Origin of the sequence: Paraburkholderia panacisoli (genome assembly GCF_008369935.1) — a bacterium.
GTDB lineage: Bacteria > Pseudomonadota > Gammaproteobacteria > Burkholderiales > Burkholderiaceae > Paraburkholderia > Paraburkholderia panacisoli.
In genome coordinates this window covers 343,404-358,406 of sequence record NZ_VTUZ01000001.1, presented here as the reverse complement: position 1 = coordinate 358,406, position 15,003 = coordinate 343,404, and the positions used below count along the sequence as shown (strand labels likewise).

The 15,003-nt window shown below is 64.6% G+C and carries 15 protein-coding genes; 1 reads left to right on the top strand and 14 read right to left on the bottom strand.

Annotated elements, in window-relative coordinates; genetic code table 11:
• Positions 1-7: 7 nt before the first annotated feature.
• The 4 genes from ispG to ndk all read right to left on the bottom strand — a co-directional run bounded on the left by ispG (position 8) and on the right by ndk (position 4,480).
• Positions 8-1,324, bottom strand: coding sequence for a flavodoxin-dependent (E)-4-hydroxy-3-methylbut-2-enyl-diphosphate synthase (gene ispG, locus FVF58_RS01640; protein ID WP_149668200.1), 1,317 nt, complete (start codon positions 1,322-1,324; stop codon positions 8-10).
• An 84-nt stretch (positions 1,325-1,408) separates the two neighbouring features.
• Complete coding sequence (locus FVF58_RS01635; RefSeq protein WP_149668199.1) at positions 1,409-2,515, bottom strand: helix-turn-helix domain-containing protein; 1,107 nt, start codon at positions 2,513-2,515, stop codon at positions 1,409-1,411.
• Between the two features lie 216 nt (positions 2,516-2,731).
• Positions 2,732-3,883 carry a dual-specificity RNA methyltransferase RlmN gene (rlmN, locus tag FVF58_RS01630; protein ID WP_149668198.1) on the bottom strand — a complete coding sequence of 384 codons (1,152 nt, stop codon included), beginning with the start codon at positions 3,881-3,883 and terminating at the stop codon, positions 2,732-2,734.
• A gap of 171 nt (positions 3,884-4,054) precedes the next feature.
• The gene (gene ndk, locus FVF58_RS01625) at positions 4,055-4,480 is read right to left on the bottom strand and encodes a nucleoside-diphosphate kinase (RefSeq protein ID WP_042322811.1); all 426 of its coding nucleotides are present in this window, start codon (positions 4,478-4,480) and stop codon (positions 4,055-4,057) included.
• 287 nt (positions 4,481-4,767) lie between these two features.
• Between ndk and FVF58_RS01620 the strand changes: the two genes are divergently transcribed.
• On the top strand, positions 4,768-5,466 hold the full coding sequence (locus FVF58_RS01620) for a Bax inhibitor-1/YccA family protein (RefSeq protein ID WP_149668197.1): 699 nt from the start codon (positions 4,768-4,770) through the stop codon (positions 5,464-5,466).
• A 136-nt stretch (positions 5,467-5,602) separates the two neighbouring features.
• On the opposite strand, the gene FVF58_RS01615 is transcribed toward FVF58_RS01620, so the two are convergent.
• From FVF58_RS01615 to FVF58_RS01570, 10 genes are all read right to left on the bottom strand, one after another.
• Positions 5,603-6,376: an MBL fold metallo-hydrolase gene (locus tag FVF58_RS01615; protein WP_149668196.1), complete on the bottom strand. Its 774-nt coding sequence runs from the start codon at positions 6,374-6,376 to the stop codon at positions 5,603-5,605.
• 7 nt (positions 6,377-6,383) lie between these two features.
• A complete protein-coding gene (gene bamC / locus FVF58_RS01610; RefSeq protein ID WP_149668195.1) occupies positions 6,384-7,523 on the bottom strand; it encodes an outer membrane protein assembly factor BamC in 1,140 nt (379 codons plus the stop codon).
• 126 nt (positions 7,524-7,649) lie between these two features.
• The gene (gene dapA, locus FVF58_RS01605) at positions 7,650-8,573 is read right to left on the bottom strand and encodes a 4-hydroxy-tetrahydrodipicolinate synthase (protein ID WP_149668194.1); all 924 of its coding nucleotides are present in this window, start codon (positions 8,571-8,573) and stop codon (positions 7,650-7,652) included.
• 43 nt (positions 8,574-8,616) lie between these two features.
• Positions 8,617-9,213 (bottom strand): class I SAM-dependent methyltransferase, encoded by a 597-nt coding sequence (locus FVF58_RS01600; protein WP_149668193.1) that lies wholly within the window; start codon positions 9,211-9,213, stop codon positions 8,617-8,619.
• Between the two features lie 17 nt (positions 9,214-9,230).
• Positions 9,231-10,433 (bottom strand): tryptophan--tRNA ligase, encoded by a 1,203-nt coding sequence (locus FVF58_RS01595; protein WP_149668192.1) that lies wholly within the window; start codon positions 10,431-10,433, stop codon positions 9,231-9,233.
• A 6-nt stretch (positions 10,434-10,439) separates the two neighbouring features.
• Entirely contained in the window at positions 10,440-11,102 is a 663-nt protein-coding gene (locus FVF58_RS01590) for a site-2 protease family protein (RefSeq protein WP_149668191.1), read from the bottom strand.
• Between the two features lie 47 nt (positions 11,103-11,149).
• Positions 11,150-11,785, bottom strand: coding sequence for an L-threonylcarbamoyladenylate synthase (locus FVF58_RS01585; RefSeq protein ID WP_149668190.1), 636 nt, complete (start codon positions 11,783-11,785; stop codon positions 11,150-11,152).
• A 151-nt stretch (positions 11,786-11,936) separates the two neighbouring features.
• A complete protein-coding gene (locus FVF58_RS01580; RefSeq protein WP_149668189.1) occupies positions 11,937-12,767 on the bottom strand; it encodes a 3',5'-nucleoside bisphosphate phosphatase in 831 nt (276 codons plus the stop codon).
• Between the two features lie 100 nt (positions 12,768-12,867).
• Positions 12,868-13,752, bottom strand: coding sequence for an alpha/beta fold hydrolase (locus FVF58_RS01575; RefSeq protein WP_149668188.1), 885 nt, complete (start codon positions 13,750-13,752; stop codon positions 12,868-12,870).
• An 81-nt stretch (positions 13,753-13,833) separates the two neighbouring features.
• Positions 13,834-14,769 (bottom strand): ferritin-like domain-containing protein, encoded by a 936-nt coding sequence (locus FVF58_RS01570; protein WP_425468903.1) that lies wholly within the window; start codon positions 14,767-14,769, stop codon positions 13,834-13,836.
• Positions 14,770-15,003: the final 234 nt, after the last annotated feature.

Sequence of the window (15,003 nt, the reverse complement as noted above, 5' to 3'; positions counted from 1 at the left end):
CCGATGTTTAGTTGAGTGCTTCAGCGCGGCCATAGCGGCGCTCGACGTAGTCACTCACGATTTGCTGGAATTCTTGCGCGATATTCTCGCCGCGCAGCGTCTTGACCTTCTCGCCGTCGATGAACACCGGCGCGGCGGGGTTCTCGCCCGAGCCCGGCAAGCTGATACCGATGTTGGCCTGCTTCGACTCGCCCGGGCCGTTGACGATGCAGCCCATCACCGCGACGTGCATCTTCTCGACGCCGGGATACTGGTCGCGCCACACCGGCATCTGCGTGCGCAGATAGGTCTGGATTTGCGACGCCAGTTCCTGGAACAGCGTGCTGGTGGTGCGGCCGCAACCCGGGCATGCGATCACCATCGGCGTGAACGAGCGCAGACCCATGGTCTGCAGGATTTCCTGGCCGACGATCACCTCGCCGGTGCGCGGCGCGCCCGGCTCCGGCGTGAGCGAGATGCGGATCGTGTCGCCGATGCCCTCCTGCAGCAGGACCGACAACGCCGCGGTCGACGCGACGATGCCTTTCGAGCCCATGCCCGCCTCGGTCAAACCGAGATGCAGCGCGAATTCGCAACGGCGCGCGAGTTCGCGGTACACGGCGATCAGATCCTGCACGCCGCTGACCTTGCACGACAGAATGATCTTGTTGCGCGCGAGGCCGAGTTCGACCGCCCGTTCCGCCGAACCGATCGCCGACTGGATCAGCGCCTCGTACATCACGCTTTGCGCTTCCCACGGCGTGGAGCGCGCGGCGTTCTCGTCCATCATCTTCGCGAGCAGGTCCTGATCGAGACTGCCCCAGTTGACGCCGATACGTACCGGCTTGTCGTACTTCACTGCGGCTTCGATCATCTGCGCGAACTGCGTGTCGCGTTTCGCGCCGTGGCCGACGTTGCCCGGATTGATCCGGTACTTGGACAGCGCCTCGGCGCACGCGGGGTAATCGCGTAGCAGCAAATGGCCGTTGTAGTGGAAATCGCCGACCAGCGGCACCGACACGCCCATGCGGTCAAGCTGCTCGCGCACGGCCGGCACGGCCGCGGCTGCTTCCGGCGTGTTGACCGTGATGCGCACCAGTTCCGAACCGGCTTGCGCCAGGTCCTTGATCTGGATCGCGGTGCCGATTGCGTCCGCCGTGTCCGTGTTGGTCATCGACTGCACGCGCACTGGCGCGTCGCCGCCGATGGTGACGAACTGGCCGCCCCAACGGACATCGACCGCGTGCGACCTGCGCCGCGCAGCCTGCCCGCCGAACACCGGCTCGGTAGAAACGATCTTGCTACTGGATTGGGATTGAGCTTCGGATTGCATCGAAAAACCCATTTACGCCGCACGCGCGACAAAAAACGTCGCGCCTGAATTGAAAAAGCGCCGCGGACCGGTTGGCCGCGGCGCATACCGTATCTATCAAGGCAACGCGAAGCGCGCCACATTGCCCTTCGCTGCCGAATATTTCGCAGGATCGACCGGCTGGCCGTCGAGCGTCAGCGACTCGAGACCGGCCTTGTTGCCGACCGTAATCTTGAAGGGCGCCTCACCTGTCACTTCCTTGGTGTCGCCTGCGTGCACGAGGCCGGAGAATACCTCCTTGCCATCTTTGCCGCGCACGCTGAACCAGCTGTCTTGCGTCACGCGGAGTGCGACGATCGCCTCACCCGCGGCGGGCGTTGCCGCTGCCGCCGATGCTACCGTCGCCACAGCGGCCGGCGCGCTAGCGACTGGCGCAGCAGCGGCCTGAGCCTGCGAGCCGGCCTTCGGCGCAGCCGCCATTGCCGTGACCGCGGGTGCCGACGACGGCGCTGTACCGGTAGCCAGCGGCGCGGGCATCGGCGTAGCCGACGCTGCGTTTTCCGCTATTGCCGGCGCTTCCGGCGCCGACGCTTCCTCTTGCGCCGTCGCGGCCGCGGACGGACCCTGCGCGACCGCACCCGATGCGCCGTTTGCGGCACTTGTGGCGCCGTTCGCGCTCGCCTTCAGACGTGCAAGCCACGCGGTCGAATCGCCGCCATTGGTATGCCACATGGCGAGAGCGATCACCGCGACGACAACCGCCGCAATACCCCACAGCCACGAGCGGCTCTTCTGCCCGCTGCCGCCGAGCGTCAACGACACGCGGCCGCGCGGCAAGTCCTTGCCAGACGACGCCGGCATCGACAGATCCGGCGCCGGCACACCCTTCTCGCGGCGCAACGCCTGCGTGAACGGCGCGGGATCGGCGTCGAGCATCTTCGCGTAGCTGCGCACCACGCCGAGCGCGAAAGTCGTGTCGGGCAAATGGCTGATGTCGCCCGCTTCGAGCGCGCGCAGCTTGACGACGGATACTTTCAGACGGGCCGACACGTCTTCGATCGACCACCCCTTCGATTCACGCAATTGGGTCAAGCGCGCGCCAACCGCCGCCAACGAATCCAGGCCCTGCTGGACAACAGGCTGCATCACCACCCGAGCGACCGGCGCCGGATGGCTTTCGTTTGTGTCTGTGTCGTGCGGCTGCGGGTGCTGCGGCTCACTCATCCCAAATCCTTTCGCGTCGATTCTTTTTCACTTGTGCAACCCGGACGGGCTAAAACCTCGCGCCCGAATCGCAGACCGTTTATAACAAAATGCGCGGCCTCATGTGCCGCTTCCGATCGCTTCTGCAAACTTTCTTTTCAATCGACCGCGTCATGAAAGACTTTCGCGCGCTCGCCGAACTTTTTAGCGAACGCGGACGCCTGCCATGCCGCTCGACTACACGGCGCGAACTTCGATAACCTTGGCCGCCTTCCCGGTGCGCTCAGCAAGGCGCGTGCGGTCCTGCACCGCACCGGCCAGCTGACCGCAGGCAGCGTCGATGTCATCGCCGCGTGTTTTGCGCACCGTGGTGACGACGCCCGCGTCCATCAACACTTGTGCAAACCGCTTGATCTGCTCCGGCTTCGAGCGCACGAGACCCGATTCCGGGAACGGATTGAACGGAATCAGATTGAACTTGCACGGCACGTCGCGCGTGACCGCGAGCAGTTCGCGCGCTTGCGCTTCGCTGTCGTTCACGCCGTCGAGCATGCAATATTCGAACGTAATGAAATCGCGCGGCGCGACTTTCAGATAACGCTGGCAAGCCGCCATCAGCTCGCGCAACGGATACTTCTTGTTCAGCGGCACCAGCATGTCGCGCAACGGATCGCTAGGCGCATGCAACGAGACCGCGAGCGCCACCGGCAGATCGGCGCCAAGCCGGTCCATCATCGGCACGACACCCGAGGTGGACAACGTGACGCGCCGGCGCGACAGGCCGTACGCGTTGTCGTCGAGCATCAGGCGCATGGCCGGCACCACCGCGTCGTAGTTGAGCAGCGGCTCGCCCATGCCCATCATCACGACGTTCGTGACCACCCGCTCGCCCTTGCCGTCGCCCCCCGTGGCACGGCCGCCGGCCACGCCACGCGACGCGCGCAGCGCGAACTCGGCCATGCGCAACTGGCCAATGATTTCGCCGGTGGTGAGATTGCGGGAGAAACCCTGTTTGCCGGTCGAACAGAAACGGCAGTTGACCGCACACCCCGCCTGCGACGACACACACAGCGTGCCGCGCGTTTCTTCGGGGATGTACACGGTTTCAACCGCATTGCCGTTGCCGACGTCGATCAGCCACTTGCGTGTGCCGTCGGTGGAAATATGGTCGCTGACGATGCCAGGCATCGTGATCGCGGCGCGCCCCTTGAGCTTTTCGCGCAAGGACTTCGCGAGATCGGTCATACCGTCGAAGTCGGCAGCGTTGTACTGGTGAATCCAACGCTGCAATTGCTTGGCGCGAAACGGCTTCTCGCCCAGGCTGTCGCAGTAGGCGACAAGCCCTTGAGCGTCGAGGTCGAGAAGGTTGACGGTGGAACTGCTCGTCATATCGAATCCTGCCGTTTCAGTGCGAGACTGCATTCATGCAACAAGCTGCATGAACGCAATGCCGTTCGCGCCCATTCCTGCTGCTTTTACCTTACTACTTTGCCAGGCGATTCGTGCGATAAATCAGATCGGCTGCCCGAATCGCGCGCGGCAAATTCGCCTGAATGGCGATTAGCGCGAGTAGACGTTCACTTGCGGGAAGAAGAACGCAATTTCAACCGCTGCGGTTTCTGCCGCGTCCGAACCGTGCACGGCGTTAGCGTCGATGCTGTCGGCGAAGTCGGCGCGGATCGTGCCCTTTTCCGCCTTCTTCGGATCCGTCGCGCCCATCAGATCGCGGTGCTTCAGGATTGCGTTTTCGCCTTCCAGCGCTTGCACGACCACGGGGCCCGAGATCATGAATTCGACCAGGTCCTTGAAGAACGGACGTGCAGCGTGCACGGCGTAGAACTTCTCTGCGTCAGCGCGCGACAGGTGAACCATGCGCGATGCCACGATCTTCAGACCAGCGTTTTCGAAACGGGTGTAGATCTGGCCGATCACGTTCTTGGCCACTGCGTCCGGCTTGATAATGGACAGGGTGCGTTCGATCGCCATAAAAACTCCAAAAAATTAAGAGGTTACAGATTCAAATGAATCCGCTATTGTAGCATGTTCCCGTGTATGATTGCGATTGGACCCTTACAACACTGAAAGGTCGCCGGCAGGAGTTGCAAAATGCTGGTAGCGTAGGACTTACCGGCATTTTCGAGGTATTGAAACTCTGTGCTTCCGCGCTAATCTTAGGGGTGAACACTTTGCGCCTGGCGGCAACCACTCCGGCCGGCGCGGCACGACCCGCGGTACCACCATCACGAAACACGCTTCCGAGGTAAGGAGAGACCATGAACGAACATCCGTATAGCTTTGGCCGCAACGGCGCCGTCAGTACGGCCGAAACGCGCAACCGCGTGCTACGGAACACCTACTGGCTGCTGGCGCTGTCCATGATTCCGACCGTGCTCGGGGCGTGGGTGGGGCTCGCCACCGGCTTCTCGCTGTTCGCCGCTACCAGCCCGGCGATGAGCATGCTGGCCTTCTTCGCAATCGCCTTCGGTTTCATGTTCGCGATTCAGAAAACCAAAGACAGCTCGGTTGGCGTGTTCGTGCTGCTCGGCTTCACGTTCTTCATGGGCCTGATGCTGTCGCGCATCCTGAGCTTCGTGCTCGGTTTTTCGAACGGCCCGTCGCTGATCATGCTCGCCTTCGGTGGCACTGGTGTGATCTTCACGGCAATGGCAACCATCGCCACGGTCAGCAAGCGCGACTTTTCCGGTCTCGGCAAGTGGCTGTTCATGGGCGTGATCGTGCTGCTGCTGGCTTCGGTTGCGAACGTGTTCCTGCAACTGTCGGCGCTGATGCTGACTGTTTCGGTGATGGCGATCGTGATCTTCTCGGCCTACATGCTGTTCGACGTGCAGCGCGTCGTGAACGGCGGCGAGACGAATTACATCACGGCCACGCTCGCGATCTACCTGGATCTGTACAACGTGTTCGTCAACCTGCTCGCGTTGCTCGGCATCTTCGGCGGCAACCGCAACTGAGCCTGACTCGGGGCGAGGCGTTCTACAAACGCCCGCCCTCAAAAGTGAAAAGCCCGTAACGAGCAATCGTTATGGGCTTTTTTCATGGGTGTCGCCGGGGCTACCGCCAGATACCGCAACCGCGTTCAAACAAGTATCACACGCTCAGCCACGCAAACCCATCATCCTGCGAAGCGACCACCACTTCGGTAGGTGCCGCGCCCAGCACGCCGGCCATCGCGGCCTGTGCCAGTTCCGGCAGATTGTTCTGCTGACTCAAATGCGCAGCAACCAGATGACGCAGCCGCGAGCGGTCGAGCGATGCGAGAATCTCCGCCGCCGCGTCGTTGTTCAAATGCCCATGATTGCCGCCGATACGCGCTTTCAACGACTGCGGATATCGGCTGCCCGCCAGCATCCGCAGATCGTGATTGCACTCGAGCACCAGCGCGTCGCAGCCGCTCAGCACCCCGCTGATATGCGGCGTGGACGTGCCGACATCGGTCAGTACGCCGAGCCGGCTCGCGCCATTCGAGAACACGTATTGCAGCGGCTCGCGCGCGTCGTGAGGGACGGTATAAGGGAGGACGCTGAGGTCGCCGATCGCTACCGCTTCGTCGCCCCACAGCACCTGCAGGTCGACATCGGCTTCGTCGGCGCCCACCGCGCGGGCGGTCCCCCAGCTCATGTACAGCGGAATCGACCACTTGCGCGCCAGCGTCAGCGCGCTACCGATGTGATCGCTATGCTCATGCGTGATCAGAATAGCGTCGAGACCTTCGACGCTCGCGCCGATCCGGGTCAGACGCCGCTCGACTTCCCTCGCCGAAAAGCCGCAGTCGAGTAGCACGCGCGTGGTAGTCGCGCCGCTGTGCGCTTCCACTAGCAGCGCGTTGCCTTCACTGCCGCTGCCGAGACTTGCGAAGCGCACGGCGCGTTTAATTCAGCTGCGCGTGCAGCAGCGTCACGATGCGCTGCGCGTCAGACGACGTGTCGATCTGCCCGTTCGCGTCGAGCACCGCCACCTGCGTCACCGTGTCGCCCTTCGAGCGCACATTGACGAGAAATTCCTGACCCGGCTTCTTCGACGAATTGCCGCCGTAGAACAGCTTGCCGAACAGCCCTTCGCGCTTCAGTTCCTGCATCGAGTCCGCGTAACGCACGTAGTAGATGCCCTTCGCGCGATCACGGTTGTCGACCGTGAAGTTGGTACGGTCGAGCGCGAGGCCCACGCGCAGCCACGCACGGTCGAACGATTCCTGCAGATCCAGCGTCGAGGCGCCCGCGCTCTGGTCGATCGTGGTCGGCGCGGTGGCCGGGCGCGCGTCGGTCAGCAGTTGCTTCGATTGCGCTTCGGTCAGACCGAACTTCTCCATCAGCTTGCTCAGGAACAGCGCTTCAAGCGCCGGATCGCGCGGGCGCTCTTCCCAGCGCGACGATGTCTTGTCCTGGCCGGTCATCACTTCTTCCATCGCGCTGTGCGTGATCGAAATGTCGGTGGTGTCGGACGCTCCGCGCGACACCAGCGTGCGGAAGCTGTCGCGCGTACCCGATGAGTACGCGAAGTCGATCACCTTGCCGACCGTGCGGCGGAACCAGTCGTCCGGAATATTCGCGCGGTTTTCAGCCCAGTCGGTCGTCATGATGCCGGTGGCAGGCGCGTCCGTTTTCAGGACAAAACCGTTTTCCTGCCAGAACTCCTGCAATTGCGGCCACAGCTGTTCCGGCGAACGGCCGTCGACCACCAGCCAGCGGCGATCGCCGTCACGCTCGATATGCATGCCGAGCGGGTCTTGCGCATTCGGCTGGCCTTCGGTGGCATTGCCGGCAGCCGTGACCGCGCGCGTGGGCGCGCCGCCCAGCGCCAGATTGGCCGGCGGCGCGACGTAGCGCTGGTCGGTCGGCGAGGTGCTCAGGTCGTTCGGAACGGCCAGCGGCGGCGCGCTCGCCGCGACCTTGTAGTTGACGCGGTCGGAAGCGAACCAGTCGTTCAGCGTGTCACAGCCGGCGAGCGTCGTCAGGGCAAGCGCCAGCGCCGCCATGCGGGTTGCGTGGAGGGAAAGTGCGGAACGTTTCATGAGGTCCTTCGTGATGCTGGAACGCGGTGCCTGGTTCTGTGTGCCGGGAACGTGGGCTGGATCGACGTCGGTTAAGGGAATGCCGGTGGCAGTCTTTCGTTGGCGCTGGTGCCGCGGTCGCCCCGCTTAGCCCAGCAGGCCCGCTTCGCGCAGCGCGCCGCGCACCACTTCGTGGTACTGCGCGTCGAGCGGCGTGAGCGGCAGGCGGATTCCGCCCTGCACACGACCCAGTTGCTGCAATGCCCATTTGGCCGGAATCGGATTCGATTCGACGAACAGGTTCTTATGCAGCGACAGGAGTTTCAGATGAATTTCACGCGCGGTCTTCGCGTCAGCTGCGAGCGCGGCCTTGCAGAGCTCGCTCATCGCGCGCGGCGCGACGTTGGCGGTGACCGAGATATTCCCGTGGCCGCCGAGCAGCATCAGCGCGATCGCGGTGGGATCGTCGCCGCTGTAGATGCCGAAGTGCGCAGGCGCGGATTTGATCAGATGCGCGGCGCGGTCGATGTTGCCGGTCGCTTCCTTCACGCCGACGATACCCGGCACCTGCGCGCAGCGCAGGATGGTCTCGTTGCTCATGTCCGCGACGGTGCGGCCCGGCACGTTGTACAGGATCACCGGGAGGTCGACGGTTTCGGCGATCTTCGCGAAATGGCGGTAGATGCCTTCCTGAGTCGGCTTGTTGTAATACGGCACGACCTGCAGCGTCGCGTCCGCGCCGACGTCTTTCGCCTGTTGCGTGAGTTCGATCGCTTCAGTGGTGCTGTTACCGCCCGAGCCCGCGATCACCGGAATCCGGCCCGCCGTGTGCTCGACCGCGGTCTTGACCATCAGCACGTGCTCTTCGACCGACAGCGTGGCCGACTCGCCGCTCGTGCCCACCACGACGAGCCCGTCCGTGCCTTCCGCGATGTGCCAGTCGATCAGTTTGCGAAACGCCGGCAGATCGAGGCTGCCGTCTTCCAGCATGGGGGTGATGATGGCAGGAATGCTGCCGCGGATCTGAACGCTGCTGGTGCTGAGGTTGCCGCTCTGGTTGCCGTTAGTCATGAAACGCCATGAATTTGATCAGGTAAACCGCGATTGTAGCGGATTAGCCAGCCAACTCGTAACAAGGCGGCGGTGCCGCCTGCGCGAGGTCGTCTGGGCGCTTTGCCTCGAGAATCGCGCAGATGCGCTGGACGTAGGCCGGGCGCGGCTGCGCGAGAAAACCGTCCTGAAACGCGATCACCCTGAGCTGGCCGCGCACCCTGTCGAGAAGCTCGCCGGGCGCGAGCAGAAACGCCGGATTGGAGGGCTTGCCGACGCTTTCATTTCCTTGCGCGAAGGTCTCGTAAACCAGTACGCCACCGGGGGCGAGCGAGCGCAAAAGATCCGGAAAGAGCGGCCGGTGCAAATAGTTCGTCACCACGACGGCGGCGAATTTTGCATCGGCGGACAGCGGCCACGCGGCGCCTTCGAGGTCGGCCGCGAGCGGGGTAACGAGCGGCTCGTTGCGCAGCGTGCCGAGCGCGGCCGCATCGTGGTCGATCGCGGTCACCGGGTGCCCCAGCGCCGCGAAGAATCGCGCATGCCGCCCCGCTCCCGACGCCACATCGAGCACCGCACCGCCCGCGGCGACCAGATGGGCCCAATCGCGCACCCAGCGCGACGGCTCACCCAATCCGTGGACGGCGGCGGACGTGCTCATCGCTGCTGCGTCGCGGCTCAGGTGTACGACAGGCCCATGGCCTCGCGGACGTCGCGCATCGTTTCCGTGGCGAACTTGCGGGCCTTGTCGCAGCCGTCGGCGACGATCGCGCGCAGCAGCGACGGATCGTCCATGTACTTCTGCGCGCGCTCGAGCATCGGCTGCTGCTCGCGCAGAATGCCTTCGATCACCGGCTGCTTGCAGTCGAGGCAACCAATACCCGCGCTGCGGCAACCCTTCTGCACCCACTCGTGCGTCGCTTCGTCGGTGTAGACCTGGTGCAGTTGCCAGACCGGGCACTTGTCCGGATCGCCCGGATCGGTGCGGCGCACGCGGGCCGGATCGGTCGGCATGGTGCGGACTTTCTTCGTGATGGTTTCCGCATCTTCACGCAGGCCGATCGTGTTGCCGTACGACTTCGACATCTTCTGGCCATCCAGACCCGGCATCCGCGACGCTTCGGTCAGCATCGCCTGCGGCTCGACCAGAATGATCTTGCGCGAACCTTCGAGGTAGCCGAACAGGCGCTCGCGATCACTCATCGACAGGCTCTGCGACTCCTGCAACATCGCGCGCGCCTGCTCGAGCGCTTCGTCGTCGCCTTCCTGCTGATAGGCGTTGCGCAGCTCGTGATAAAGCTTGGAACGCTTGCCGCCGAGCTTCTTCGCGGCTTCGTTGGCCTTCTGTTCGAAGCCCGGCTCACGGCCGTACAGGTAGTTGAACCGGCGCGCGATCTCACGCGTCATTTCGACGTGCGGCACCTGGTCCTCGCCGACCGGCACGAGCGAACCGCGATACAGCAGGATGTCGGCCGCCATCAGCACCGGGTAGCCGAGGAAGCCGTAGGTGGACAGGTCCTTGTCCTTCAGCTTCTCCTGCTGCTCCTTGTAGGTCGGCACGCGTTCGAGCCAGCCGAGCGGCGTGCTCATGCCGAGCAGCAGCGCCAGCTCCGCATGCTCGGGCACCTTGCTCTGGATGAACAGCGTAGCCTGCGCCGGATCGATACCGGACGCGAGCCAGTCGGTCAGCACGTCCCACACGTTCTTTTCGATCACTTCGGGCGTTTCGTAGTGCGTCGTCAGCGCGTGCCAGTCGACCACGCAGAAGAAACATGGGTATTCGGACTGCAGCCGCACCCAGTTTTTCAGCACGCCGTGATAGTGGCCGAGGTGCAGCGACCCGGTGGGCCGCATGCCGGAGAAGATACGGTCTGGGAACATGATTATTTAGAAAAGCGAAACAAGTGGAGTCAGGATTGCGGTAATCGCACTGTAGCCGAGCGTAACGAGCGGATTCAGCCAGTAGCGCGTCAGCGTGCCGGTCATGACCAGCGCCATGACGATGAAGAAACCATACGGTTCGAGCCGCGCCAGCCCGATCGACTGGCGCGGCGGCAGCAGCGCCATCAGCACGCGGCCGCCGTCCAGCGGCGGCAGCGGAAACAGGTTCAGCACGCCGAGCACGAGATTCACGCCGACGCCCGCGCCCGCCATGCGCGTGAAGAACGGTTCGTCGACGTTCAGCACCGCCAACCCGACGCCGAACAGGCCCCAGATCAGCGCCTGGATGAAATTGCACGCAGGGCCCGCCGCCGCGACCCACAAGCTGCCCCAGCGCGGATTGCGCAGGTTGCCGAAAGCGACCGGCACCGGCTTCGCGTACCCGAACATGAACGCGCCGCTCGTCGCGAAGTACAACAGCAACGGAATCGCGATCGTGCCGAGCGGATCGATGTGCCGCATCGGATTGATCGAAACGCGCCCGAGCACGTATGCGGTGTTGTCGCCGAGCCAGCGCGCGACGTAGCCGTGCGCGGCTTCGTGCAGCGTTATCGCAAAAATAACCGGCAACGCGTACACCGCAATGGTTTGTATCAGGGAAGAATCCATAACTCGCTATTGTAACAACGCGACTGCGTGCGTCTGTCCGCTTTCACTCATGCCGTCTCTTCGAGACCGAAGGGCGCGAGAGAGCCGCGCCCCGCCCGCACCAGCACCGGCTCCGGGCCAGTGAGGTCGATCACGGTCGACGGCTCGCACACGCAGGGGCCGCCGTCGATCACCAGATCCAGCTGCTTTTCGAGGCGCGTGCGGATTTCTTCCGGGTCATTCAGCGGCTGGGTTTCGTCCGGCATGATCAGCGTCGAGCCGAGCAGCGGCTCGCCGAGTTCCTCGAGAATCGCCAGCGTGATCGCGTGGTCCGGCACCCGCAGGCCGATGGTCTTGCGCGACGGGTGCGACAGGCGCCGCGGCACTTCCTTGGTGGCCTGCAGCACGAACACGTACGGGCCCGGCGTCACCGACTTGATCAACCGGTACTGGCGGTTGTCCACCATTGCGAAGTTCGCCAGTTCCGACAGGTCGCGCACCAGCAACGACAGCAGCTGCTTTTCGTCGAGCCCGCGAATCCGCCGCAGACGCTCGGCCGCGTCCTTGTCGTCGAGCTGGCAGGCAAGCGCATAGCTCGAGTCCGTCGGCAACGCGACCACGCCGCCGTCCTTGATGATCTGCACGGCCTGTTTGACGAGGCGGGGCTGCGGGTTGTCAGGGTGAAGCCGAAAGTATTGGGACATGGCGACTAACGATGACGACAGATGAACGGGGGGCGAACCGCGGTTGAACTGCGGATCAGCGGCGGCCGGAAGAGCGGACGCGGGCATGCGCCGCGTGCGGCCGGCTCCGGCTGTGATCCGCGCGTGACGTGCCGCGTGGCACGGCGCGCGATCACAGCCAGCGTTCCCAGACAGGCTTGAGATCGGAAGGCAATTGCGGCAGCGCGCCGAGCTCGATGCGGCCTTCGCCGGACGCGTGGAAGTCGGAGCCGCGCGACGCCTCGAAACCGAACCGGCGCGCAACATCCGCGTATTCGCGGTATTGGTCTGGAGTGTGGCTGCCGGTCACTACTTCGATCGCCTTGCCGCCGAGATCGATGAATTCGGCGAAAAACGCGTCGAATTCGACCGGCGTGTACGCGTAACGACCCGGATGCGCGATGATCGCCTCGCCGCCGGCGGCCTGGATCCAGCCGACCGCGTCGGCCAGTTTGGCCCAACGATGCGCGACGTAACCCGGTTTGCCGTCGCCGAGATAGCGGTTGAACACGTCTTGCGTGGAGCTGCAATAGCCGCTCTCGACCATGAAGCGGGCGAAATGCGTGCGCGAAATCATGTCCGGGTTCGACACGTATTTGAGCGCGCCCTGGTACGCGTCGGGAATGCCGAGCGCGTCCAGCTGTTCGCCCATGGCTTCGGCGCGCGCGGCACGGCCGTCGCGGGTGCGCGCCAGACCGTCGATCAGAATCGAACTCGCCGGATCAATGCCCAAGCCAACGATGTGCACGGTACGCGACGCCCACGTCACCGAGATTTCGACACCGCTCACGTAGCCGATGCCAAGCGCCTCGGCGGCGGCACGCGCTTCCTGCTGGCCGCCTACCTCGTCGTGGTCGGTCAGCGCCCACAGTGTCACGCCGCCCGCGTGCGCGCGACGCGCGACGTCAGCCGGCGCGAACTGGCCGTCGGAAACGGTGGAGTGGCAGTGGAGATCGGCGTTCATCGTGGTCCGGGAAAAGTTGACCATCCATTTTACTGCAACGCAGTAAATGGGCGCAGAGCTATCTCGCGCGGACGTCCACGTCTGCCGATATTCACGGCGTTCAGGCGCAAAATCCCTCGATCAGCGCGGCCACCTGCTCCGGCTGGTCGTGGTGCACCATGTGTCCCGCTGCGTCGATGATCTTTTCGCGCCAGTCCGGGAACGCCTGGAAGCGCGCCTTGAATTCGTCGAGCGGAATCTCGCCGGCGATCTGCGCGAGCGTCGGCGAATTGGCGGCCTCGACGTGCAGCACCTTCGCGCTCACCTTGCGCCATACCGCCATCACTTCGTCGAGCCGATACAGCGTCGGCCCGCGCAGCTTGTGCGCCGGGTCGGCGAGCAGCATGAAGCGCCCTTCGCCGTCCGGTTTCGACCAGTGCTGCGCGAGAAACTTCGCGCGCGCCGGGTCGAGCCGCGGATTGGTTTTGATCAGGCGGGCGGCGACGTCGTCGAGCGACGCGTAGCGCTTCAACTGCGGCGGATCGCGCAGTTCGTCGAGCCAGTTGCGCAGGCGCCTGGGCGCTTGCGCCGAGTGCGACGGCGCGAGCCCGAAGCCCTCCAGGTCGACCACCCGCCGCACCCGCTCCGGCCGCGCACCCGCATACAGGCAAACGATGTTCGCGCCCATGCTATGGCCGACCAGATTCACTTCGCCGGCCGGCGCGTAGTGGTCGAGCAGCGCGTCGAGATCGGCGACATAGTCCGGGATCCAGTAATTGCCGCCGCCGCGCTCGGCCACCGGCCAGTCCGACAGGCCGAAGCCGCGCATGTCGGGGGCGATTACCTGCCAGTCGCCGCCCAGCGCATCGACGACGAACTGGAACGACGCCGCCACGTCCATCCAGCCGTGCAGCATGAAGAGCATGGGCGCGTCGGGATGGCCCCACCGCCGCACATGCAGACGGACGCCGCGTACGGCGACAAACTCGGATCGGGAAGTATTCATGAACGGCGCGCCAAAAAAGAATGGTCGTTCGATTATAGAGACAGCTGACGAGACGTGGGGGTCGGATTATTGAGCATGCACTCAGTCGAGCGCGGTCGGGCCGCCCGGCTGCTGGGCGTCGAGATGCGCCAGTGCGGCGAGTTCCGCTTCGTCGAACCCGGCGTCGCGGCGCGCTTCGAAATTGAACGGACCACGTAATTTCGGTGCGTGATACTGGTCGGCGAGTCGCGTGTACGTCGCGTGCGGGTCGAGGCCGCTCGCGTCGCACAGATGCCGGAACCAGCGGTTGCCGATCAGCACATGGCCGATTTCATCGCGTAGGATCACGTCGAGAATCGCCGCGGATGCCTGGTCGCCCGCCTGTAGCAGGCGCGCGCGGATCGGCGGTGACGCGTCGAGGCCGCGTGCCTCGAGCGTGCGCGGCACCAGGGCCATACGCGCCAGCACGTCGCCGCGGGTGCGCTCGCACATATCCCACAGGCCGTCGTGCGCGGGAAAATCGCCGTATGCGTGGCCGTATTGCGCGAGGCGCGCGGCCAGCAGCGAGAAGTGATAGGCCTCTTCGGCGGCAACCTTGAGCCAGTCGGCGTAGAACGCCGCAGGCATGCCGGCGAAGCGCCAGACGGCATCGAGCGCGAGATTGATCGCGTTGAATTCGATGTGCGCCAGCGCGTGAAGCAAGACCGCGCGCCCTTGCGCCGATTGCATGGCGCGCCGCCCAAGCTTGCGCGGCTCGACCAGTTCGGGCCGCATGGGGCGGCCCGGCAAGCCGGCCGGCTCATCGAGTTCGAAGCCGGCTGCACAGGCGGCGCGACCGTCCAGCACGGCGGCGTACAACGCGCGGGCCGCGGCGGCCTTCGCGGCCGGATCGCTTTCGCGCAAGGCGGCCAGCGCGGCGCTTCGCGCGCAATCCGGTTGGGCTTGCGGGATCGGGACGGACGCAACGGCTGCGGCTGGTGAAGCGGCTGAGGCGATTGAGGCGGTTGACACTGGCGAGGCGAACGAAGCGGCGGACATCATGGCAAGCGGATCGGCAAAGGAAGCAGCGAAGAAAGCCGCGAAGGACGCGATCGCCTACGCGGCAAAAGAAAGATCACGAGACGGGACGGGCGACGGCGCAATCGGCCCGCCAGCCCGAACGACGGTCTGGCGAAGGTTCCCGCAGCCGCGCGAGGCGGCCCAAGCACACAAACGTTTACAATACCCGATTCGACCGTCCGGCGCGCCCGTCGCGCCGGCTATGCGGGACAC